Here is a 22,181-nt window from a genome sequence, read left to right as displayed (position 1 = left end):
TGAAGCTCCTTCAGGAACATGGGAAACCGGCGCCCCGACCGTACAGACCGCTACTGGACCCCGCAAGGTTCTGTGCATGATGAGAAAATTCCCGGCACATCACTGGAAGATTGCCTGCGTGATCGGTTCTCGTGTGCGGGGGAGCGGGCTACTCCCCGCTGCCGATGGCCTCCAGCTCGGCGACCGCGTCGTCGGGCAGGTCCAGCGCGGCGCCGGCGACGTTCTCGCGCAGATGCGCCGCGGACGAGGTGCCGGGAATCAGCAGCACGTTCGGCGAGCGCCTCAGCAGCCACGCCAGCGCCACGGACATCGGCGTGCTGTCCAGCCGCGCCGCGACCTTGTGCAGCGCCTCCGACTGCAACGGCGACATGCCGCCCAGCGGCCAGTACGGCACGAACGCGATGCCCTGCCGGGCGGTGCTGTCGAGCAGCGCGTCGTCCCGCCGGTTGGCGATGTTGTAGAAGTTCTGCACGCACACCACGGGCGCGATCGCCTGCGCCTCCGCGAGCTGGTCCGCGTCGACCGTGCTCAGGCCCAGGTGCCGGATCAGCCCCTGCTCCCGCAGCTCGGCGAGCGCGCCGAACTGCTCCGCGATGGAGCCGGGTTCGGGCGAGTCCAGACCGCCGACCCGCAGGTTCACCACGTCGAGCGCCTCCAGGCCGAGACGCCGCAGGTTGTCGTGGACCTGCTGCACCAGTTCGGCCGGCGTGCGGGCGTGCGGCCAGCCGCCCCGGTCGTCGCGGCGGGCGCCGACCTTGGTCACGATGTGCAGCCCGTCCGGGTACGGCGCCAGGGCCTCGCGGATGATCTCGTTGGTGACGTGCGGGCCGTAGAAGTCGGCCGTGTCGATGTGCCGGACACCCAGGTCGACGGCCGCGCGCAGCACGTCGACCGCCGCGCCGCGGTCCGCGGGCGGGCCGAAGACGCCCGGCCCGGCCAGCTGAATGGCGCCGTAGCCGAACCGGGTGAGGGTGAGGTCGCCCATGCGGTAGGTGCCGCCGGGAAGCTCGCTGCCAGTCATGATGCCCTTCCGCTCGCCGGTGTCTCCGGGAGCTCTGCCACGCTAACCAGCAGGTCCGGGCACAGCCTCGGCCCCGCTCATCCTGGGAGTGAGGGGACCAGGCACGATGCCCGGCGGGACCGTAGGCTCGAGGACATGAGCAGGCCGAACGCGCTGGGCGAGTACCTGAGGGCGCGGCGCGAGCTGATCGACCCGGCCGACGTTGGGCTGCAGGTCATGGGCGTGCGCCGGACGCCGGGGCTGCGCCGCGAGGAGGTCGCGACCCTCGCCGGGATCAGCGCCGACTACTACCTCCGCCTGGAGCAGGGCCGCGACCGCAACCCGTCACCGCAGGTGCTGGAGGCGCTGGCGCGGGTGTTCCGGCTGGACGACGCCGCCACCCGGCACCTGCTGAGCCTGTCGACCGCACGCCCCGCCTCGACCCGGCGGCCGCGCCGCGAGGTGGTGCCGAGCGGGATCCGGCAGCTGCTCGACGTGATCAACCTGCCCGCGTTCGTGGAGAGCCGGCGCTTCGACGTCCTGGCCGCGAACGCCCTGGCCACGGCCGTGGCACCGTCCCTGCGGCCCGGTGTCAACCGGCTGCGGGCGCTCTTCCTCGACCCCGTGGAGCGGGACCTGCACCCCGACTGGGAGCAGGCGGCCCGTGGCATGGTCGCCGGGTTCCACGCCTCCGTGGGCGGTGACGCCGACGACCCGCGGACGGTCCAGCTCGTGGGGGAGCTGTCGCTGGCCAGCGAACCGTTCCGGCGGATGTGGGCCCGGCACGACGTGGCCCCGCTGGCGGGCGGTTCCATGCGGCTGCGCCATCCCCGGGCCGGCATGCTCGAACTGCGCCGGGAGAAGCTGCCGCTCGCCGACTCCGGCGGCCAGATCCTGGCGATCTACCACGCCGAACCGGGCTCGGCGACGGCCCGCTCGCTCGATGACCTCGTGGCGCAGGCGTCCACCGCGGCGCCCGAGGACCACACCGAGGGAGCCGAGGACCGCGCCGAGCGGGCCGGTGGCCGCCGCCCGGCATCCGGGCCGTGACGTTCACGCGTGCTCAGTCGGCGCCGCCGGGTGCCGCGCCGAACGGGGAGTCCGTCCCGAACCGCAGGTCCGTCCCGAAGCGGGAGTCCGTCCCGAACCGGAACACCGCGTCGGGCCAGCCGCCTTCGGGGGCGAGGCCGTCCAGGGCCCGGCCGAGAGCCCGCTCCTCGTAGGCGAAGTGGGACTCCATCACGGCGACCAGGCCGTCCAGTTCGCGCCGGATCTCCGCCAGGGCGGCCGGGACGGGTGACGCGGCCGAAGCGGCCGCCAGCTGGCGCACCCGCGCCAGGAGGGCGGAGATCAGGCCGTGGTCCTCCACGAGCTTGGCCACGGTCGGCGCCATGTCCGGCCGCTCGCGGAGCAGTTGGGCGAACAGGCCGACGTCCTCGCCCTCGTGGTGGGAGGCCAGCGCGGAGCAGAACGCCAGGCAGTGGGTGACGAGGGCGTCGCCGGCGGGCCGGTCCTGGCTGAGTCCGGTCCTGAGGTCGTCGATGCGGCGGCGCAGTTCCCGGTGCGCCTGGGAGAGTTGCCGGCTCAGCGCGGTCACGCGGTCGCCGTTGCGGGATGCCATGGACGGCGGTCCCTTCGGTTCCGCACCTCCATGCCTGGCGCGGTCCGCCACCGGCACGCGATGCTGGAGCCAGCAGATCACGGCCTGTGCCGGCAGGCAAAGCCGCGGTGGCGCGGGAGGCGGAACGCCGGCCCGCAGGGCTGGCGTCGGTACCGGCGGAGGCCGATCGCTCGCCGCGACGCCCGTGCCGGCACCGCGGGCCGCACTCCGCAGCGCCGTCTCACCTGCCCGTCTCGGGATCGGCGTTGACGTCCTCGGCGAACGCGAGGAGGAGCGCCGCGGTGCCCACCGGGTCCTCCAGGATCGGCGTGTGACCCGACCCGCGGAGCCAGGCGACGCGCGCGCCCGGGACGGCGCGGTAGTCCGCCGCGGACGAGGGCCGCCACCGCTGGTCCTGGTCGCCGAAGACGACCTGCAGCGGTTTGCCGAGGGCCGGCAGCCGCTCCGGCAGCGTCCGCGGGCTCAGATAGGCGACGCCCTCCCGCATGGCCACGGTCACCGCGTGCAGGTCGATCCCGCGCAGCTCGTCGACGAACTCCTGCGGCATCTCATAGCCCGTGTGGAACGCGGAACTGGCGAACCGCCGGATCTGCTCGTCGGTCGGCGGCCACCGCGTCGGGTCGATGACCGCGGACGCCGGGGCGAGGAACGCGTCCAGGGAGGGCCCGGTGTTGATCAGGGCCAGTGCCGTCACGAGGTCCGGCCGCTGCTCGGCAAGCGCGACCGCGGTGTAGCCGCCGCTGGAGTGGCCGACGACGACCGCCCGCTGGACGCCGAGCCGGTCCATCGCCTCGGCGACCGTCCGCGCCTGCGCGGGCACGGAGTAGTCCCCGTCGGCTGGTGCGGCCGAACGCCCGTGGCCGAGCAGGTCGATGCCGATGACACGGTGGCAGCCGGTGAGCAGCGGGACGAGTGCCTGCCACGACAGGGTCGAGGACGCCGAGCCGTGGATGAGCAGCAAAACGGGCGCGTCGCGCCGTCCGTCCAGGCGCACGTGGATGTCGCCGGCGCCGAGGTGCAGCAGCACGTCCTCGGCTGCCAGCCCGCGGCGGTGGGCGCCGTCACCGGGGAGGGGGTGCGGGGGAAGGTGCGGGGTGGTGTCCGGTGGTGTCATGGGTCCAGTGTCACCGCGCCGGCCCCTGCGTTCTTGGACGAATGTTCCGCGTCCCGCGGTGCGTAGCATGGAGGGATGCGGCCCACCGCTAGTGAAGGTGACGGGTCTGCGGCGTGGGATGTGGCGCGTCCGCAGCGTCCCTGCCGGCTGGCCGGCGTCGACATGGCCGCGTTCGGCGTGCCCCGTTCCCTGGTGGACGGCCTGCGCGTCGTCCCGCACCCGGCGGTGATGCTGATCCTGCTGTTCGGGCCGAGCGAGGCGGCCGTGGACGACGGCTCCGGGCGGCGGCAGTGCGGCAGTCTCGTGGCGGGGTCGGGGTTCGGCTCCGGAGGCGCGGTCCGGGCGTGGGGCGAGCAGGTGGAGTGCGTGCAGGTGCGCCTGTCACCGGTGATCGCCGGCGCGGTCCTGGGGGCGGGCCCGGACGAACTGGCCGGCGGGGTGGTGTCCCTCGACGACCTGTGGGGCCGCGAGGCGGCCGGCGTCCGCGAGCGGCTGGAGGAGGCCCCGACCTGGCAGGAGCGGTTCGCCGTGACGGAGGCGGTGCTCGCCCGCCGGCTGGGGGCGCCGCCGCGGGTGGATCGCGAAGTGGCCTGGGCCTGGCGCCGGATCCTCGCCGGGCGCGGCCTGGTGCGGGTCGAGGACCTGGCGTCCGAGGTCGGGTGGAGCCGCAAGCGGCTGTGGTCGCGGTTCCGCGCGCAGGTCGGCATGCCGCCCAAGAGCGCCGCGCGGCTGGTCCGGTTCGACCACGCCGTGCACCGCCTGGTGGCGGGGGAGGGCCCGGCCCGGGTCGCCGCGGAGAGCGGCTACTTCGACCAGCCGCACCTGCACCGGGACGTCATGGAGTTCGCCGGGGTGACGCCCGCGGCGGTGGCCGGCGAGCCGTTCCTGACCGTCGACGGGCTGGCGTGGCCCGGCTCGGCGCACCCAGCCCAGCGGGCAGCCATCGGCGGGCCCGGTCGCTGAGCCGCCCCGTCTTGATCGGTGGGTCAGGCTCCGGGGCCGGCGGGGCCGGGGGGAGCGGGCGGGGCGTTCTTCTCCGAGGAACCGCCGCTGCCGCCGCCGGGGATGTTGCCGAGGTTGCCGACGTCGCCGCCTGCCTCGGAGATCAGGACCACCAGGGTCACGACGAGGGCGGCCACGCCGAGGATCAGGGCGCCGCAGGCGGCCGCGAGCGGGACGGCCACCAGCAGGGTCAGGCGGCGTTTGACGAAGGGGCGGGCCAGCAGGACGCTGCCGAGCGCGAAGACGATCGCGCCCGCGGCGAGGAGGGCGATGCCCTTCCGCTCGTGGACGGACTCGTGCCAGGCGAGGCGCACCGTGGCGACGGTGAGCAGGCCGCCGATGCTCTCGTGCTTGGCGCGGGTCACCACGTACGCGATCGGGCCGCCGAGCCCGGCGAGTTGAAGTGCGAGCCCGCCGGCGATCCAGCCCGCCCGGTGGGCCACCGGCGCCAGCCGGCCGCGTGCTGTCATCGCCGTCCCGGCATCCGGTCCGGCACCTATCCCTGATTCCGCCCCCGTGGTCACGCACGTCAGCGTAGTGGACCGGCGCCCCGCAGTTCCCGGATTCCACGAACAGTCAAGAGCCGGTAAAATTACGGCAATTGGTCTAGTCCCTTTTCATCTGCGGCAACACGCGTGACGTGGTCCGCGGCGCCCCGATTGGTACAGTCCAATTGTTCGTCCGACCCATTGCCGGTCGGTGCGGACCTCGGCTGTCCTGGTTGACAGGTAACCCAACAGTTCGGCGTGGAGCGGGAGTCAGGCCGTTCCAAGCCGTCCTGGGGCCATCCCCCACACCAAGGAGAGCCGTGTTCACAGGACTCAGAACGCCCAGACCTCCCCGCCGGCCGGCGCGGCTGCGCGCCCGGCTGGCCGCCGGACTCACCACCCTGGCCCTGTCGCTGGCCGGACTCGCCGGACTCAACGCCCCCGCCGCGCACGCCGCCGGCGCGCTCACCGCCGAGTTCAGCAGCAGCGGCAGCGGCTCGTCCTGGTCCGGAACCTACGTCGTCAAGAACGGCACCTCGGCCGCCGTGAACGGCTGGAGCCTGGAGTTCGACCTCCCGGCCGGCGTGAAGATCACCAGCGAGATGTACGGCACCAGCACCGTCACCGGCTCCCACGTCGTCGTCACGCCCGCCTACTACAACGCGATCGTGCCGGCGAACGGCTCCACCTACCCGTACAGCTACACCTTCCAGGCGAGCGGCCCCCTGGCCGCGCCGACCGGGTGCCTGATCAACGGCGACAAGTGCGACGGCAGCCCCGCCGTGCCGCCGAAGGCGCCGAGCGGCGTCACCGTCGCCGACGCCACCGCGCACACGGTGAGCCTGTCGTGGACCGCCGCCGCCACCGGCGACTTCCCCGTGGCGTCCTACGACGTGCTGCAGGGCGACACCGTCGTGGCCTCCAGCGCGACGACCACGGCCACCGTCCAGAACCTGTCGCCGGCGACGTCGTACCAGTTCGCCGTGCGCGCCAAGGACACCCGGGGCAACACCGGCCCCGCCAGTGCCCCGGTCACCGCGACCACCTTCGACCCGTCCACCGACACGGTGCCGCCGACCGCGCCCGGCAACCTGCGGGCCGGCACCGTCACGTCGAGCACCGTGCAGCTGTCCTGGGACGCGGCGACCGACAACATCCGCGTCGCCGCCTACGACGTCTACCAGGGCTCGACGCTCGCCGCGACGGTGCCCGCCGACACCCGCACCACCACCCTGGTCGGCCTCGCGCCCGCCACCGCCTACACCTTCACCGTCAAGGCCCGCGACCTGGCCGACAACGCCTCCCCGGCCGGCAACGCGGTCACCGTCACGACCCTGGAAGCGGTGGGCAACGGCGGCTACGCCAAGGTCGGTTACTTCGTGCAGTGGGGCATCTACGGCCGCCAGTACTTCGTGAAGAACCTCGACACCTCGGGCGCCGCCGCCAAGCTGGACGTGATCAACTACGCGTTCGGCAACATCGACCCGGCCAACCTGACCTGCCTCAACGGAGTGACCAAGGGCACCACGCAGGACCCGGAGGACCCCAACCAGGGTGACGGCGCCGGAGACGCCGACGCCGACTACGGCCGCGCCTTCCCCGCCTCGCAGTCCGTCAACGGCCAGGCCGACGACGGCTGGGGCAAGCTGCGCGGCAACTTCAACCAGCTCAAGGAGCTGAAGGCCAAGTACCCGAACCTCAAGGTCGTGATGTCGCTGGGCGGCTGGACCTACTCCAAGTACTTCTCCGACGTGGCCGCCACCGACGCCTCCCGCAAGAAGTTCGTGCAGTCCTGCATCGACATGTACATCAAGGGCAACCTGCCGGAGACCGAGGGCGCCGGCGGGCCGGGCGTGGCCGCGGGCATCTTCGACGGCTTCGACCTGGACTGGGAGTGGCCCGGCTCCGCGGACGGCCACCCCGGCAACCACTGGAGCACCTCCGACAAGGCCAACTTCACCGCCCTGATCGCCGAGTTCCGCAAGGAGCTCGACGCGCTCGGCGGCGACCACAAGCTGCTCACCGCCTTCACCCCGGCCGACCCGAACAAGATCGCCGCCGGCTGGGACCTGGCGCAGGTCTCCAAGAACCTGGACATCGAGAACATCCAGGGCTACGACTTCCACGGCTCGGGCAGCGACAACTCCTGGGAACCCAACCGCACCGGCGACCAGGCCAACCTCTACCCCGACCCCAACTCGCCCTACCCGAACGACTTCAGCATCGACCACGCGGTGCAGACCTACCTCGACGCCGGAGTCAGCCCCCGCAAGCTCACCATCGGTCTGCCCTTCTACGGCCGGGGCTGGCAGCAGGTCGCCGACGGCGGGGCGCACGGCGAGTGGCAGAGCGCGAACGGCGCCGCACCCGGCCAGTTCGCGGAGGAGGCCGGCACCCGCGGCTACAACAACCTGATCACCGGCGTCCCGGGCCTGACCGTCTACCACAACGACCAGACCGTGGCCACGTACGGCTACACCGGCGCGGGCGGGCAGTGGTGGTCCTTCGACGACGCCTGGTCCATCGGCAAGAAGGCCCAGTACATCAAGTCCAAGCACCTGCTGGGCGCCATGATCTGGGAGATGTCGGGCGACACCCCCAGCGGATCGCTGTTCAGCGCCCTCACCACCGGGCTGCAGAACTGACGGCGACACCCTGAACGAGCAGCGCGGCCGCCGGGGCCGCCCGGGTACCCGCCCGGGCGGCCCCGGCCCCGTGATGCCGGCCAGCAGGCCCCGGCAGCGGGCCCCGGGGCCTGGTCCGAGTGGGCCACGAGCACGGGCGAGTTCGCGCCCAGTCCGCGCGGGGGATCGACTCGGCGGCCGCAGCAGGGTAGGAACCGTGGGCCGGAGGCCGGCTGTCCACGCCCTCCGGCGATTCGATTGCTCACGGTTTCGTCCAGATGAAGGAGACACGTGTCCAGACACCTCTCTCCACCGCGCCCCACCCGCGGCAGGCCGGCACTCGTCAGCGCACTCCTTTCCACCCTCACCGCCCTCGCCGTGCTCTGCGGGCTCGCCGCCGGCGCGGCCCTCGCCGCACCCTCCGCCGCCGCGGCGTCCGCCGCCGTCGACACCGCCCCCGCCAAGGCCGCGATCACCCGGCTGGTCGGAGCCCAGCCCGCGGCGCAGATCGACTTCCAGGGCCTCGACAAGGGGTCCGGCCAGGACCGCTACCAGATCGAGGCGGTGAACGGCCGGCTGCGCATCAGCGGCACCACCCCCGGCACGATCCTCGCCGGCTTCGGCACCTACCTGCGCACCGTCGCGCACGCCGACCTCTCGCTCAACGGCGACCAGGTGAACCTCCCGCAGCGCCTGCCGCTGCCGACCGCGCCGATCGCCCGCACCGCGAACGTCACCCACCGCTTCGCCCTCAACGACACCAACGAGGGCTACGCCGGTGCCTACCTGGACTGGCCGCACTGGCAGCGGCGGATCGACGTCCTGGCCCTGAACGGCATCAACGAGGTCCTCCTCTACGAGGGCCAGGAGGCCGTCTACCAGCAGACGTTTCTGCAGTTCGGCTACACCGCGGACGAGATGCGCGCCTGGATCCCGCAGCCCGGCCACCAGTCCTGGTGGCTGCTGCAGAACATGTGCTGCCAGGGCAGCCCGATCAGCCAGCAGCTCATCGACCGGCGCGCGGTGCTCGGCCGGCAGATGGCCGACTACCTGCGGCAGCTCGGCCTCACCCCGGTGCTGCCCGGCTACTACGGCACCGTCCCCACGCAGTTCGCCGACAAGAACCCCGGCGCCGACACCGTCCCCCAGGGCACCTGGAACGGCTTCGCGCGCCCCGACTGGCTGAACCCGACGACCCCGCTGTTCGACCGGATCGCGGACCGCTTCTACGCCGTGCAGAGCCAGCTGTTCGGCGACAGCACCATGTACAAGATGGACCTGCTGCACGAGGGCGGCAGGCCCGGCGACGTCGACGTCGGCGACGCCTCCCGCGCGGTGCAGAACGCCCTCGACCGGGCCCATCCCGGGGCGATCTGGGCGATCCTCGGCTGGGAGAGCAACCCGCGCCAGGAGACCCTGCAGGCCGTCGACAAGTCCCGGCTGCTCGTCCTCGACGGCAACTCGGACACCACCGGCGCCGTCGACCGCGACCAGGACTACCTCGGCACGCCCTACGCCTTCGGCTCCATCTGGGACTTCGGCGGCAACACCAACATGGGCGCGAGCATGACCATCTGGAACCAGAAGTTCCATGACTGGCTCGCCAAGCCCGGCACCGCCCTGAACGGCATCGCGATGATGCCCGAGGCCATCGACAACAACCCCGTCGCCGTCGAGTTCTTCGCCGACCTGGCGTGGGAGCCGGCCGCCGTCGACGTCGACACCTGGATGGCCGCGTACGCCACGTCCCGCTACGGGACCGCCGACCCGCACGCCGTGGCGGCCTGGCAGATCCTGGGCAGGACCGCCTACGCGTGGCCCGGCAACGCAGGCACCCGCTACACCAGCAGCCTGTTCTCCATCCAGCCCGGCCTGCTGGCCACCGCCGGCACCCTCCCGTACGACCCCCGCGCCGTCCAGCAGGCCCTCGGCGAACTCCTCCAGGTCGGACCCCAGTCGAGGAACAGCACCGCCTACCGGTACGACATCGTGGACGTCGGCCGCCAGGTGGTGTCCAACGACACCAAGACCCTGCTGCCCGAGATCCGCCAGGCGTACAACGCCGGCGACCTCGCGTCCTTCGACACCCTCAGCGCCCAGTGGATGAACGAACTCGACCTGATGGACCGGCTGCTGGCCGGCGACGCCACGTCCCTGTTCGGCGTGTGGCAGCAGGAGGCGGCCGCGCTCGCGGCAACTCCCGCCGAGGTCACGGCACTCGAGTACGACCTGCGGACCCTGGTGTCCATCTGGTCCGAGGAACACCCCATCCAGGACTACGCGGGACGCGAGTGGAACGGCCTCGTCGGCGACTACTACGGCCCCCGCTGGCGGATGTTCTTCGCCTCCCTGCACACCGCCCTCGCGACCGGCGACCCCGTACAGCTCATCGACTGGCGCGCCGTCGCGTCCACCTGGGTCACCAAGGACAACCGCTTCCGGACCACGCCCACCGGCGACGCCTACGCGGTGGCGCAGCAGATCGCCGCCGACCCGGCCGGCCACCTGGCGCTGGCCGCCGATCCGAAGGCCGCGCAGCCCGGCGCGACCCTGAAGGTCACCGCGACGTTCACCAACGACAACGTCCTGCGCGCCACCGGACCGGCGCAGTTCCGGCTGACGGCCCCCGCCGGCTACACCGTTCGCGCCGACGGCGCGACATCCGCGGCCGTGCCCGCCGCCGGCACCGCCACCGCGGCCTGGGACGTCACCCTTCCCGCCGGCGCCACCCCCGCCGACCTCGCCCATCTGACCGCCGACGTCCACTGGAACTCCGGCGGTCACCAGGGCGCGGTCACCGCCACCACCGACACGATGGTGAGCGGACCGGTGTCCGCGCCGTACCGCACCGCCTCCTCCGCGCCCGTCGAATTCGCCCAGCACGGCAGCGTGTTCGCCCTCGCGGGCGGCGGCGCCGACATCGGCTCCTCGACGGACGAGTACGGCACGGTGTACACCCCGCAGGCCCTGTCCTCGGGCCAGGCCGTCGCCACCGAGGTGCTCGACCAGGACGCGAGCGGTCCGTGGTCCAGGGCTGGACTCGTCGTGCGCGCCGACCTGTCCACGCCCGGAAGCGCCGGTTACGCCAACCTGGCCGTCACACCCGAGCACGGCTGCGACTTCATGTGGGACGCCGACGGCAACGGGAAGCTCGACCACTACACCACCAGCGGCGGGTTCACCGCGGGCGGACCCCTCCACCTGAGGATCAGCCGGGACGGCGACACCTTCACCGGCTGGTGCAGCCAGGACGGCACGAACTGGACCCGGGTCGGCTCCGCCCGGGTGGCCGGCGCGGTCGCCGCCGAGGACGCCGGCCTGCTGTTCACCGCCGTCGACGCCAGCACCCACCAGCTGGGCGCCGCACGCTTCGACGGGCTGTCCGTCACACCGTTCACCGCGCGCGACACCGGCGGCGACACCGTGCTGAGCGTGGGCAGGCCCACCAGCGCACTGTCCTCCGAGGCCGGCAGCCCGCCGTCCGCGGCCGTCGACGGCGATCACACCAACAAGGCGTACTGGGGCAGCACCATGAACTCCGGTGACACCTGGTGGCAGGTCGACCTCGGCGCGGCCCACGACCTGTCCGCGGTCAACGTCCGCACCTACGTCGACGGCAAGCGCGCCTACACCTACACGATCGCCGGCAGCCTCGACGGCGTCCACTGGTTCGCCCTGGGCGGCAAGAACACGACGGCGGTCGCCACGGACGCGGGCGACACGTTCGGCCTCGCGGCCGGCGCCCGCTACGTCCGCGTGATCGGCCTCAGCAACTCGGCCAACTCCTCCTTCCACCTCGCGGAGGTGACGGTGACCGGCGCGGCGGGCGGCTGACCGCCCGTGTGACGGGTGGGGGCCGGCCTGATGCGGCCGGTCCCTGCCTGCGGGCAGGCTGCGCTGTCAGTGGCCGCAGCGAGCGTGGGCACATGTGGATGTCCGACCCCGCACCCCCCCCGATCGGCCGGGCGACCTGGCGGCGGACGACGCCATGGACCTGCCCGAACGGCTGGAACGGGAATGGCGGTCCTACCGGCCCACCAGCCGAAGCCGTTGGCATCCCCGGTCGACTGGAGCGGCGCGCCGGGGACTGGGTCCACGTGTCGGTCGCCCGCCCGCCGAGGGACGTCGCCCGAGCCACCCACCTGGCGCTGGAACACGTGCTGACGGGGGCGGACAACATCAATGACGGCACGGTGCCGTATCCCGAGTACGCAGCCTCGCTCGTCGACTGCCCGCTGTGGTCGGTCTGGTGGGACTGACGGCGGGGTGGGCCGGTCAGGCCGGGGGCTGGGAGGCGGCGCGGCGCCGGCGCTTGCCGAGGGGGGCCTGGGAGAGGTCCTCGGCCTGGGAGCGGAGGTTCTTGAAGCCGTAGCCCCGTTCGGTGAGCCAGCCGGCCGCCGCGGTCTCGGCGCGCTCCGTGGCCGGCAGGATGTCGGCCTCCTCCTCGCCCGAGTCCTGGAAGCGGAACGTGAAGGCAGGACGCGCCGCGATGTCGTAGGACAGGTGGCCCTCGGGGGTGAAGGCGGCGCCCAGGATGTCGTGCTCCGCTGCATGGGACAGCAGTTCCGCGCGCTGCTCGGCACTGAGGCCGTCGAAGACGCCGCGGACGGTGATGCGGAAGGTTCGGGTGCTCACCCGGGCGACCCTAACCGGCGGGGCCGGCGCCCTCCATCGAATATCCGCCCAGCGCGGCCCGCGCACGGCCCGCGCGCCGTGCGCGCCCGAAGTCGCCCCCGCGGCCAGGCGGCTAGCAGGGCTCCCCAGAGGGCTCCTCGCCCCCGCTGCGGCGGCGCAGCAGCCGGCCGTGCGCGGCCTCGGCGTGGGTGACGACGAGGACGTCGATGTCGTCGCCCGACCCCTCGATGAGCGTCTCGCCGATCCCGCGGCTGAACAGCCGGTGCAGGCGGCTGCGGCGGGTCGCGCCGATCAGGATCTGGCTGGCGTTGACCTCGCGGGCGAAGTCCAGGATGGTCCGGGCGGGGTCCTCGCCCGCGATGACGTGGCAGGTGCCCCCGAGCTCCTCCACCAGCGCCCGCTGGGTCTCCGGCAGCCGCCCGGAGCGTGACGCGAGCGCGTCGTCCGGATCGACGTGCACGGCGAGGAACTCGCCGCCGGCGCCGCGCGACGCCGTGCGCTTGGCACGCCGGATGAGCGTGTCGCCCTCCGGCCCGCCCGACAGGGCCACCAGCACCCGCTCCCGGGTGGACCACGGCTGCTGGATGCCGTGGTCGTGCCGGTAGCGCAGCAGGGCCTCCTCCACCCGGTCGGCCGCCCACAGCAGGGCGATCTCCCGCAGCGCGGAGAGGTTCCCGGCCCGGAAGTAGTGGGCAAGCGCCTGCTCGATCTTCTCCTGCGGATAGATGTTGCCGTGCGCCATCCGGCGGCGCAGCGCCTCCGCCGACATGTCCACCAGCTCGATCTGGTCGGCCCCGCGGACCACGTCGTCGGGCACCGTCTCCCGCTGCTTGACGCCGGTGATGTGCTCCACCACGTCGTTGAGGGACTCCAGGTGCTGGATGTTGACGGTGGTGATCACGTGGATGCCCGCGGCCAGCAGCTCGTGGATGTCCTGCCAGCGCTTCTCGTTGCGCGAGCCGGGGATGTTGGTGTGCGCCATCTCGTCGACCAGCGCGACCTCCGGATGCCGGGCGAGCACCGCGTCCAGGTCCATCTCCGTGAAGTCGCAGCCGCGGTACTCCAGCGGCCGGCGCGGCACGATCTCCAGGCCCTCGGCGATCTGCCGGGTCAGCGGCCTGCCGTAGTCCTCCATGTACGCGATCACCACGTCGGTGCCCCGCCCCACCCGCCGGTGGCCCTCCGCGAGCATGTCGTAGGTCTTGCCCACGCCGGGAGCCGCTCCGAGGTACACCCGCAGAATGCCGCGCACCGCGCTCACCCCATTCCGGCGGCCCGGCGCCGGGCCCGGCCCGGATCCGGGACGCCCTGTATCCATGGTCGTCCACCCGGAGCCGCGGCGGGGAGCCCGCCCCGACCCGCCTGCGCAGCGTGGCCGGCCGTCCACGCGCGGTGCGCGGCGCGGTGCGGCGTCAGAGCTCCGTCAAGGCGTCAGAGCCCCGTCAAGACGGCCGCCCGGTCCCGTACGGATCGCGTCAGGACGGCCGCCCGCCCGGCGCGGGAGGTGTTGCCTGGACCGGGCGGTCGCCGACGGCCGCCGGGGGACGGCGCGCGGCGTGGCGGCGACGGGAAGAGGGAGCACAGCGGTGGCACAGGGCGGGAGAGTCGTCGTCGGGGTCAGCGGATCGCTGCGGAACCTGACCGCGCTGCACCGGGGGGTCGACGAGGGGCGGCGGCGCGGGGCCGAGGTCCTGGCCGTGCTGGCCTGGACGCCCCCGGCCTGCGAACTCGGCTACCGCAGGGCGCCCTGGCCGCCGCCGCTGCTGCGGGACGGCGAGAAGGCCGCCGCCGGCCGCCTGGAGCGGGCCTTCCTCGACGCCTTCGGCGGATGCCCGCCGGATCTGCGGGTCTGCCTGGCCACGGCCTGCGGGGAGACCGGATGGGCCCTCACCCGCCTCGCCGACCGGCCCGACGACCTGCTGGTGATCGGCACCGGCCGGCAGCGCAGGCTGCCGCGCCTCTTCCACGGCGGGGTCGCCCGGTACTGCCTGGCGCACGCGCGCTGCCCGGTGCTCGCCGTCCCCCCGTCCGAGCTGATGCGCGACCTGGGCCGCACCTCCAGGCTGCTGGACGAGCCGCCGCTCAGGCACGCGGCCTGACCGGCCCGGCCCGGAGCCGTCCCAGCTCCCGCCGCATGCACGTGCGCGGCCAGCGGTCCAGGCCGTGGGCGGCCTCCTGCGCGCGGATGGCCCGCAGGCCGTCGCCGACCTGCTCGTCGTCCATGAACGTGAAACCGCAGCGCAGGTAGTAGGGGGCGTTCCACGGGACGCAGGTGAACGTGGTCAGCGTCAGGGCGGGCGCGCCCTCCTCGGCTGCGTGCGCGGCCAGGTGGTCCAGCAGGGAGCGGCCGAGGCCGCGACGGGAGTGGTCCGGGTGCACCGAGACCTGCTCGACGTGCAGGTTGCCGTCGACCCGGTCGGCGATCAGGTAGGCCACCGGGGCGTCGGTCCCGTTCGCCACGACCCAGGCAAGGCCGGCGCTCCGGTATCGGGCCAACTCGGTTACCGGCAGCGGCTCGTCCTCGGCGATCTCGGGCATGCCGACGTCCCGGAAGCACTCCCCGGCCGCCCGCTCGATGTCCTGGAGGGCGGGGAGTTCGGTCGGGCGTACGGCTCTGATGCGCATGGATGCATTGTGCTCGACGGGCGGGAGGGCGCCGGCGGAGCCCACGTGTGGGGGCGGGTGCCGCCGGGTGTGGCATGCGCGGCGTGCCGGGGCCCGGCGTGGGCAGGACACTCGACGTGCCCGGGCCCGGCGTGGCCGGCGCCGACCCGGCCTCGGCAGAACTCGGTGGGCCCGCGCGGCCGGGCGGGCTAGGCTTCCGTGGCTCTGCCCGAAGACTTCGAGGAGGATCCGTGCCCCGCCACCCCGTCGTCCCGCCGCCCACCGCGCGGCTCGCCTTCCGGCAGATGACCGAGGACGACCTCGACGACATGGCGGCGCTGCTCGGCGCCCCGGACGTGATGCGCCACTACCCGCGTCCCAGGACCCGGGAGGAGGCCGTGGAGTGGATCGCGTGGAACCGGCGCCTGTACCGGGACGAAGGCTTCGGGCTGTGGGTGATCACCCTCCGGGACACCGGCGAGTTCGCCGGTGACTGCGGCCTGACCCCGCAAGAGGTCGACGGCGTCCGCGAGTTGGAGGTCGGCTACCACGTGCGGACGGACCTCCAGAGCAGAGGTCTCGCCACCGAGGCGGCGGGCGCCTGCCGCGACTTCGCCCGTGACGTCCTCGGCGCGCGGCGCCTCGTCGCGATCATCCGGCCCGGCAACACGCCGTCACAGCGCGTCGCCGCCAAGATCGGCCTCCCCTTCGAGAAGGAGTCCGTCCACGCCGGCCTGCCCGTCCGGGTCCACGCCACCGACGCCCTGCGCGGTCCGGCCGGCGGCGGAGCCCGACCCGGGCAGGACGCCGCGGAGTCGGGGGTATGAGCGGCACCGCCGCGGGCGGCCTTCGCCTCGCGCCCGGCGTCGTCGCGCCGGCTCGGGCGGCCTGGCGTGCGGTCGCGGTGCTGGGGTTGGCCGGAACGGTGGCGGGGGCGCTGCCGGTTGCCGGCCTGGTGATGTGGGCGGGGGCGGCACCCGGGGACGGGACGCGCGAGACGGTGGCCGTGGCGGTGGTGGCCTTGGGGCTGCTGGTCGCCGTACCCGTGCTCGCCGTTGCCCTGCGTGCGGCGCGCGGTGCCTGGCCGGCGAGTCCGAAGGCGGCGCTGGCTGCGGTGTTCGCCGCCGACACCGCAGCGATGGCCGCACTGGCCGAGGTCGTTCCCTTCCGCTGGGGGGTGTTGAGCTGCCTGCTGTATGCCGCCCCGGCGCTGCTGGTCTCCGCGGCCGCCCTGCTCCGCTCCCGGAGGGCCCTGGTGACGGCCGTCGCGGGGTTCGCCGTCCTGCTCGGACTCGCCGTCCCGCTACGGGCGTTGCAGGAGCACGTCGCCGCGCGGGAGTGGGTCCGGACCACGAGCGTCCCGTCCCGGTCGGTGGCCCAGGTGGTCCGCTTCCCGGGGATGCGGCAGGAGCGGTACGTCTGGGACGGGACGACGCTGACGGCAATGTTCACCGTTCCCGTCGGCCCGTCCGACGCGTGGCTGGCCGCCGAGGCCGTGCGGCCCGGGTACGCCGATCCCTGCGGGCCGGTGCTGACGGCCGAGGGCGACGCGAGCGGCACGCAGAACCCGCCGTGTGTCCGGGAGGCGCCCGGTCTGTGGTACCGCGGCAGCACGGACGACGCCGTGGGGTACGTACTGCAGCGCTCCGGGGTGACGATCACCGTCACCGGAGGGATGTGGTCCGGGTCCGACCGGTCCGCCACCGCGGGCGCAGCCGCGCACCGGGCCGCCCTGCGGCGCGTCGTCCTGGCCGCGCGCACCGCGACGGACCGCGAGCTGTGGAGCCGTGCCCGTCCGGCCCACCCGACGCTGCTCGGCGTGCTCCTCCTCTGACGGGGCGTGCCGGGGTGGGCCGTTCACCACTCCCGGGGTGCGATCAGCTCCTCCGCGTCGGCGTCCGCGAAGCCGTAGGCGGTCGCGACGAACCAGAAGTCCCCGCCTATCTCCTCCCGCGCCACCGTCTCGATCTCGCTGCCCACCGCGTCGAACTCCGCCTCCAGCAGGTTGAACTCCTCCGTGGCGGCGTGGGTGAGCAGGTACAGGGCCGCCAGATCCCGCGGCTGCTCGGCCTCGATGCGCTCGCACAGCCGCACCAGGATCGCCCGGCCCTTGGCGACGACCTCGTCCGGGTAGTACGCGTCCTCGAACAGCACCGCCAGGAACTCCCGCCGGGCCGCCTGCTGGTTGGTGATCGCCATGATGCCTCTCGCCCTTCGGTGATCCGGGCCCTTCCGTGGCCCGAGGCGTCGATCATGCACGCCGCCACCGACACCGCCGTCAGCTGCCGCTGTCGGTGCCTTCCGCTACCCTCACCGGGTCCACGGCGAGGAGGAACGGTGCTCGAAGGCGTGCTGATCGCGGAAAGCCTGCGGGTCGGGGCCACGTTGGCGGGAGTCCCGCTGACGGTCACCAGGATCGCCAGAATCGAGGTGTCCACTGCCGCGGCCGGGCAGCCACGGCAGTGGACGCTGCTGGACTTCGCCGCAGAGGAGGCCGACGCGGAGCGGCTCGCCGGCCGACTGGCCGACAACCTCGCCCCGGTGGGCGGCTGGTACGTCAACTACACCACGGGCGCCGAGGCGTTCGTGGTCTTCGCCGGCAAGGTCTTCCGCTACCCCCGCAAGCAGCCGGAAGGCCGCCGGCAGGCGGAGGCGTACGCGCGCTCCATCGGCATCCCCGAACCTCAACTGGACTGGCAGGACTGAGCCGAGGCGTCAGGCACCGGACCTACACCGCGATCCGGACGGCAGCGGGCACTTCCACAATGATCTGCGCGCGGGCGCCGCGCCGTCCGCGTAACGCCCCGGCCCCGTGCTCGGCGGGCGCCGGTCCCCGTGATGGGATCGGACGGAGGCGATCACTCGGGAGGTGCGGCGTGGCGTGGAGCGAGCGCGCGGTGGAGTGCGACGGAGTGCGGCTCGCGTGCCGGGACTGGGGCGGGCCGGGCGCGCCCGTCGTGCTGCTGCACGGGCTGGCCGGGCACTGCGGTGAATGGGACGAGCTGGCCCGGCGGTTGAGCCCCGGCCACCGGGTCGTCGCGGTCGACCAGCGTGGCCACGGGGCCAGCGAACGCCACCCGCACGACGTGTCCCGCGCCGCCTATGTCGCGGACGTCGCCGCCGTCATCGACCAACTCGCCCTGGAGCGGCCGATCCTGGTCGGCCAGTCGCTCGGCGGGCACACGGCCATGCTGACCGCCGCGGCGCACCCCGGCCTGGTGCGCGCGCTGGTCCTCGTCGAAGCCGGTGCCGGCGGCCCCAACCCCGGCGTCGCAGAGGACATCGGCCGGTGGCTCGACAGCTGGCCCGTCCCGTTCCGCACCCAGGAGGCGGCCGCCGCCTTCCTCGGTGGCGGCGCCGTCGGCGAGGGCTGGGCCGCCGGCCTGGAAGAACGCGACGGCGGATGGCGGCCCCGGTTCGACCGCGACGTGATGGTCCGCTCGCTCGCCGAGAACACCCGCCGGGCCTTCTGGCCCGAATGGACCCAAGTGGCCTGCCCCACCCTTCTCGTTCTCGCGCAGTCCGGCATCATCCGCCCCGCGGAGGTCGCCGGGATGCTCACCCGCAGGCCCGCCACCACCGCCCTCAGCATCCCGGCCACCGGCCACGACCTCCACCTCGAACAACCTGCCGCCCTCCACGCCGCGATCACCCGCTTCCTGAGCGATCTCGACACGAACGGAACGGACACAGCAGGCAGTTGAGGGCGCATCTGGCGCCGCGTGGGCTGCGACGGAAGCCCGCGCGCCCGGCCGCCCTGGGAGTGGGAAGGGGCGGCCGGGCGCGCGGGGTGGGCGTCAGGCGGTGGTGCAGGACGTGCCGTTGAGGGCGAAGTCGTGCGGGGGCGCGTTGCCGGCGCTGTAGGACGCGGTGAAGCCGATGTCGACGCTGCCGCCGGACGGCAGCGCGGCGTTCCATCCTGCGTCGTGCACGGTGACCTGCTGGCCGGACTGCGTCACGGTACCGTTCCACGCGTTCGCGATGTGCTGGTCCCCGCCGAACGTCCAGGTGAGCGTCCAGCCGTTCAGCGCGTTCGCGCCGGTGTTGGCGACCGCCACGTCGGCCTGGAAGCCACCGGACCACTGGTTGGTCAGCGTGTAGGTGACCCGGCAGGCCGCACCCGGCGGGGGAGTGCCCGTGCCGCCGTCGGCCGTACCTCCCGAGGCGCCCGTGGTGGCACCCGACGTTGTCCCGGACGAACTGCCGGACGTGGTCCCGGAGGACGTGCCCGAGGTCGTCCCCGAGGATGTTCCTGAGGAGGTGCCCGACGTGGTGCCGGACGACGTTCCAGCGGTCGTGCCCGACGACGTGCCGCCGGCCGCCGTTCCGCCGTCACCCGCCGGCGCGCTGCCCCACACCTGCGTCGAACCGTCGTACAGCACCACGTGATCGACCGTCACCGGCGTCGCGCCCGCCGTCGTCGGCACGCCCTGGTAGGACCAGTCACCCGCCGGGTTGTGCGCGCCGGGGAAGGTGAGCCGGAACTGGACCTCGCGATGGAAGGCGGACTGCCCGGCGGGCGCGATGTCCTGCCCCTCGCAGCTGACCGTCACGTAGTAGACGCTGCCCGCGTACGGGGTCGGGCCGGTCGGCGCCGAGCACTGGTTGTACGGCGAGGTGAGGGTGACCTGGGAGGGGGTGGTGCCCGGATCCAGGGTGAAGTACCAGCGGAACGAGCCGTGCAGCAGGTGCCGGGCCGGCCAGCCCGAGGTGTTGACCACCTGCGCCTTGATCTCGTAGAAGTTCGCGCCCGAGGTGTTCAGCGCCGCCTGCACGTACTCCTCGGGGGCGTCGGGCGTCTCCTTCGGCGGGAAGTTCGCTCTCGGCGTGCCCCCGTACTGGTCCGTCAGCGCGGCCAGCGCGCCGGAGAAGCCCGCGTTGTAGTCCAACGCCCCTTCGGTCTCAACGTAGTTGGAGCGCTCGTCGGAGAACCCGTCGTCGGCGGAACCCGGTCCGCCGACCAGCAGGCCGTAGTCGAGGTGCCGGGTGGCGGCCGGGTCGTTCATCGACTGGTCCCACGAACCGTGCGCCGTGCGGTTGTGCGGGTTCTGCGGCCAGGCCGTGCTGGTACCGGAGTTGGTGAACCCGATCTCGTAGCTCTCGTGCCGCGGGTTGTCGCCCAGGATGTAGTCGATCTGCCGCACGCCGAAGTCGTGGTACGTCTGCGCCCTCGCGGCGTCCTTGCCCTGCGCGGTCAGCCACGAGCCGAACTGAAGTGCCGCGAAAGCGGTGTTGGCGGAATACCGCAGCGATCCCCAGGTGTCCAGGAACGCCTCGCCGCCCGGCGAGTAGGCGACCTTCTGACCGCCCACACCGGTCGTCCACCAGTCCAGCCAGCGCTCCGCGTCGTCGATGTAGACCTGCTTGCCGGTGAGTTCGGCGAGCAGCACGTAGTCGCCGTAGGACTTGTCGTCCCACGCGAGCGTCCAGTTGTACTCGGGAGTGGTGGTCTGCTGCGCCTTCGGCAGTTGCGCGTAGTACGTCTCGGCCTTCGACAGGTACGTGCTGTCCCCGGTGGCCCGGTACAGCCACAGCGCGCCCCAGACCAGCTCGTCCCAGTACCCGCTCCAGGAGTTGTAGTAGCCCTGGGCGGCCGTGATGCACTTGTCGTACGTGCCGCGGTACGTGTCGGCGAAGGTGTACAGCTGCTTGGCGTTGGTCAGCAACGTGGCCGCGTACGACGGGTCCTGGGACGAGAAGAGCATGCTGGAGGAGGCCAGCGCCGCGGCCGCCTCCCCGGCGAGGTCCGACCCAGGGCAGGAGGCGTCGATCTTGTACGCGGGCCGCGGCTCCGGGTTCACCTCGGCCGGCCCCCAGAACGCGTGGTCGCTGCTGCCGTCGCCGACCTGGCCGTAGAGCACGTTCGGCGACGGGTGGGCCTTGAGCAGCCAGTCGTCGCCCCAGCGCAGGTTCCGCAGCAGGTACGACTGCTGGCCGGATGCGGCGTAGCCCGACGCCTCGTCGATGCCGCCCCAGCCGAGCATCGTCATCGAGAACGCCATCGGGAAGCCGAACTTCACCTCGTCGCCGGCGTCGTGGTAACCGCCGGTGAGGTCGACGTCGACGTCCTGGCCGTCGGCGAGGTCCGCATCACCGCGCCAGCCCACGCGGTTGTCGGCCGTAAGCGCGCCGGACCGCTGCGACTCGTAGAAGAGCATCGAGTCCTGCAGGGCCTCGGCGTAGTTGTACGAGGAGCCGGCCGCGGCCGGCCTGGCCACCGCGGCGTGCGCGGCGCCGGCCGCTGCGGGACCGGCGAGCGGGAGCAGGGCGGCCACGGCGGCCGCCACGACGGTGCGGTGGAGCCTTCTGCGCGGGAGCGGCGTGCGGGGCAGGTCGCCGGACGGGCGCGGCGGGCGCCCGAGGTGCAGCAGACGGACCAGTGGGGCCAGCCGCCGTAGACGGGAGCGCGGCGTGGGGGGAGTTGCGGACACGCGTCCTCCTGGGAGAACGAGGAGTGGGGGGATGGGCTGCCGGCGACCGCCGGAGGCGGAGCAGGAGCCGTGGAGATTGCACGTGCTGAATGGGAGCGCTCCCACATGCTCGCTCCCGCGTGGGAACCCCGTCAAGGCACGCGCAGGGGACGGCCACGCCCGGGCAGCCCCGCATACTGAAGCATGGCCTTTCTCGTGTTCATGACGCTGCCCGGACTGGTCATCCTGCTGACCGCCGTCGCCTTCCTCGACCAGTTGATGCTGCGCGCGGGCCGGGCCGGGGTCCTCCCGTGGCGCGGCCGCGGGCGCCAGGGCCAGATCTCGGCGACCGGTTTCGAGCAACTGCACGCCAGCGTCTCGCCGGGCAAGCAGAACGAGCTGAAGGAACGCGAGTCCGCGCTGATCCTCCGCGACGACGACGAGGACGGCGCACCCCCACGCCGCACCACCATCGACCTCGACGCGGGTACCGCCCTGGTGAGGAGGGCGCGGGGCGACGGGGAGATGCGGGCGTGAGGGGTGGAGGGCGCGGGGTGGGCGAATCGGCTGGACGTGATCGGTTGCCGTAGTCCGCAGAGTGGACGTCCTGGCCCTTATTGCCGCGCCCTCGCCTCCGGGCCCTTAGATCCGGTGTCTGCCGGTCGATCGTGCTCGGCCCGCTC

General features: G+C 73.3%; 20 protein-coding genes. 11 read left to right on the top strand and 9 right to left on the bottom strand.

Features of this window, described 5'->3' with window-relative positions; all coding sequences use genetic code 11:
• Positions 1 to 148 precede the first annotated feature (148 nt).
• Positions 149 to 1,021, bottom strand: a complete 873-nt coding sequence (locus ACH4TG_RS12425) for an oxidoreductase (RefSeq protein WP_398242168.1) — start codon at positions 1,019 to 1,021, stop codon at positions 149 to 151.
• 135 nt (positions 1,022 to 1,156) lie between these two features.
• On the opposite strand from ACH4TG_RS12425, the gene ACH4TG_RS12420 reads away from it, so the two are divergent.
• Entirely contained in the window at positions 1,157 to 2,050 is an 894-nt protein-coding gene (locus ACH4TG_RS12420; protein ID WP_398242167.1) for a helix-turn-helix transcriptional regulator, read from the top strand.
• Positions 2,051 to 2,063: 13 nt separating this feature from the next.
• Here ACH4TG_RS12420 and ACH4TG_RS12415 read toward each other — a convergent pair whose 3' ends face one another.
• Both ACH4TG_RS12415 and ACH4TG_RS12410 read right to left on the bottom strand, forming a co-directional pair.
• Positions 2,064 to 2,621, bottom strand: coding sequence for a hemerythrin domain-containing protein (locus ACH4TG_RS12415; RefSeq protein ID WP_398242166.1), 558 nt, complete (start codon positions 2,619 to 2,621; stop codon positions 2,064 to 2,066).
• A gap of 220 nt (positions 2,622 to 2,841) precedes the next feature.
• The gene (locus ACH4TG_RS12410) at positions 2,842 to 3,735 is read right to left on the bottom strand and encodes an alpha/beta fold hydrolase (RefSeq protein ID WP_398242165.1); all 894 of its coding nucleotides are present in this window, start codon (positions 3,733 to 3,735) and stop codon (positions 2,842 to 2,844) included.
• Positions 3,736 to 3,810: 75 nt separating this feature from the next.
• Between ACH4TG_RS12410 and ACH4TG_RS12405 the strand changes: the two genes are divergently transcribed.
• Positions 3,811 to 4,698 (top strand): helix-turn-helix domain-containing protein, encoded by an 888-nt coding sequence (locus ACH4TG_RS12405; protein ID WP_398242164.1) that lies wholly within the window; start codon positions 3,811 to 3,813, stop codon positions 4,696 to 4,698.
• A gap of 23 nt (positions 4,699 to 4,721) precedes the next feature.
• Here the strand turns inward: ACH4TG_RS12405 and ACH4TG_RS12400 are convergent, their stop codons facing one another.
• Entirely contained in the window at positions 4,722 to 5,207 is a 486-nt protein-coding gene (locus ACH4TG_RS12400; protein WP_398242163.1) for a hypothetical protein, read from the bottom strand.
• Between the two features lie 338 nt (positions 5,208 to 5,545).
• Between ACH4TG_RS12400 and ACH4TG_RS12395 the strand changes: the two genes are divergently transcribed.
• From ACH4TG_RS12395 to ACH4TG_RS12385, 3 genes are all read left to right on the top strand, one after another.
• Entirely contained in the window at positions 5,546 to 7,870 is a 2,325-nt protein-coding gene (locus ACH4TG_RS12395) for a glycosyl hydrolase family 18 protein (RefSeq protein WP_398242162.1), read from the top strand.
• A gap of 270 nt (positions 7,871 to 8,140) precedes the next feature.
• Positions 8,141 to 11,683: an alpha-N-acetylglucosaminidase TIM-barrel domain-containing protein gene (locus tag ACH4TG_RS12390; RefSeq protein ID WP_398242161.1), complete on the top strand. Its 3,543-nt coding sequence runs from the start codon at positions 8,141 to 8,143 to the stop codon at positions 11,681 to 11,683.
• Between the two features lie 92 nt (positions 11,684 to 11,775).
• Positions 11,776 to 12,108, top strand: coding sequence for a DUF4253 domain-containing protein (locus tag ACH4TG_RS12385; RefSeq protein WP_398242160.1), 333 nt, complete (start codon positions 11,776 to 11,778; stop codon positions 12,106 to 12,108).
• A gap of 16 nt (positions 12,109 to 12,124) precedes the next feature.
• On the opposite strand, the gene ACH4TG_RS12380 is transcribed toward ACH4TG_RS12385, so the two are convergent.
• Complete coding sequence (locus ACH4TG_RS12380) at positions 12,125 to 12,484, bottom strand: DUF6204 family protein (protein WP_398242159.1); 360 nt, start codon at positions 12,482 to 12,484, stop codon at positions 12,125 to 12,127.
• 112 nt (positions 12,485 to 12,596) lie between these two features.
• On the bottom strand, positions 12,597 to 13,736 hold the full coding sequence (locus ACH4TG_RS12375) for a universal stress protein (protein ID WP_398242158.1): 1,140 nt from the start codon (positions 13,734 to 13,736) through the stop codon (positions 12,597 to 12,599).
• A 334-nt stretch (positions 13,737 to 14,070) separates the two neighbouring features.
• On the opposite strand from ACH4TG_RS12375, the gene ACH4TG_RS12370 reads away from it, so the two are divergent.
• Entirely contained in the window at positions 14,071 to 14,583 is a 513-nt protein-coding gene (locus ACH4TG_RS12370) for a universal stress protein (protein WP_398242157.1), read from the top strand.
• On the opposite strand, the gene ACH4TG_RS12365 is transcribed toward ACH4TG_RS12370, so the two are convergent.
• Positions 14,567 to 15,109, bottom strand: a complete 543-nt coding sequence (locus ACH4TG_RS12365) for a GNAT family N-acetyltransferase (protein WP_398242156.1) — start codon at positions 15,107 to 15,109, stop codon at positions 14,567 to 14,569. The genes ACH4TG_RS12370 and ACH4TG_RS12365 overlap by 17 nt on opposite strands.
• A gap of 230 nt (positions 15,110 to 15,339) precedes the next feature.
• On the opposite strand from ACH4TG_RS12365, the gene ACH4TG_RS12360 reads away from it, so the two are divergent.
• Positions 15,340 to 15,915 carry a GNAT family N-acetyltransferase gene (locus ACH4TG_RS12360; RefSeq protein WP_398242155.1) on the top strand — a complete coding sequence of 192 codons (576 nt, stop codon included), beginning with the start codon at positions 15,340 to 15,342 and terminating at the stop codon, positions 15,913 to 15,915.
• Positions 15,912 to 16,922, top strand: coding sequence for a hypothetical protein (locus ACH4TG_RS12355; RefSeq protein WP_398242154.1), 1,011 nt, complete (start codon positions 15,912 to 15,914; stop codon positions 16,920 to 16,922). The genes ACH4TG_RS12360 and ACH4TG_RS12355 overlap by 4 nt, the downstream gene beginning before the upstream one ends.
• Positions 16,923 to 16,945: 23 nt before the next feature.
• Here the strand turns inward: ACH4TG_RS12355 and ACH4TG_RS12350 are convergent, their stop codons facing one another.
• Complete coding sequence (locus ACH4TG_RS12350) at positions 16,946 to 17,287, bottom strand: DUF5713 family protein (RefSeq protein ID WP_398242153.1); 342 nt, start codon at positions 17,285 to 17,287, stop codon at positions 16,946 to 16,948.
• A gap of 138 nt (positions 17,288 to 17,425) precedes the next feature.
• On the opposite strand from ACH4TG_RS12350, the gene ACH4TG_RS12345 reads away from it, so the two are divergent.
• Both ACH4TG_RS12345 and ACH4TG_RS12340 read left to right on the top strand, forming a co-directional pair.
• Positions 17,426 to 17,794 carry a hypothetical protein gene (locus ACH4TG_RS12345; RefSeq protein WP_398242152.1) on the top strand — a complete coding sequence of 123 codons (369 nt, stop codon included), beginning with the start codon at positions 17,426 to 17,428 and terminating at the stop codon, positions 17,792 to 17,794.
• A 170-nt stretch (positions 17,795 to 17,964) separates the two neighbouring features.
• A complete protein-coding gene (locus ACH4TG_RS12340) occupies positions 17,965 to 18,792 on the top strand; it encodes an alpha/beta fold hydrolase (protein ID WP_398242151.1) in 828 nt (275 codons plus the stop codon).
• Positions 18,793 to 18,885: 93 nt separating this feature from the next.
• Here the strand turns inward: ACH4TG_RS12340 and ACH4TG_RS12335 are convergent, their stop codons facing one another.
• A complete protein-coding gene (locus tag ACH4TG_RS12335; RefSeq protein WP_398242150.1) occupies positions 18,886 to 21,519 on the bottom strand; it encodes a glycoside hydrolase family 9 protein in 2,634 nt (877 codons plus the stop codon).
• Positions 21,520 to 21,702: 183 nt separating this feature from the next.
• Here ACH4TG_RS12335 and ACH4TG_RS12330 point away from each other — a divergent pair, with 183 nt between their 5' ends.
• Complete coding sequence (locus ACH4TG_RS12330) at positions 21,703 to 22,035, top strand: DUF6191 domain-containing protein (protein ID WP_398242149.1); 333 nt, start codon at positions 21,703 to 21,705, stop codon at positions 22,033 to 22,035.
• Positions 22,036 to 22,181: the final 146 nt, after the last annotated feature.

The sequence above is a fragment of the Streptomyces sp. NPDC020917 genome (assembly GCF_044333795.1).
Lineage (GTDB): Bacteria > Actinomycetota > Actinomycetes > Streptomycetales > Streptomycetaceae > Actinacidiphila.
Note: the sequence above shows the minus strand (reverse complement) of the source record. Positions and strands in the feature narration are given on the sequence as shown.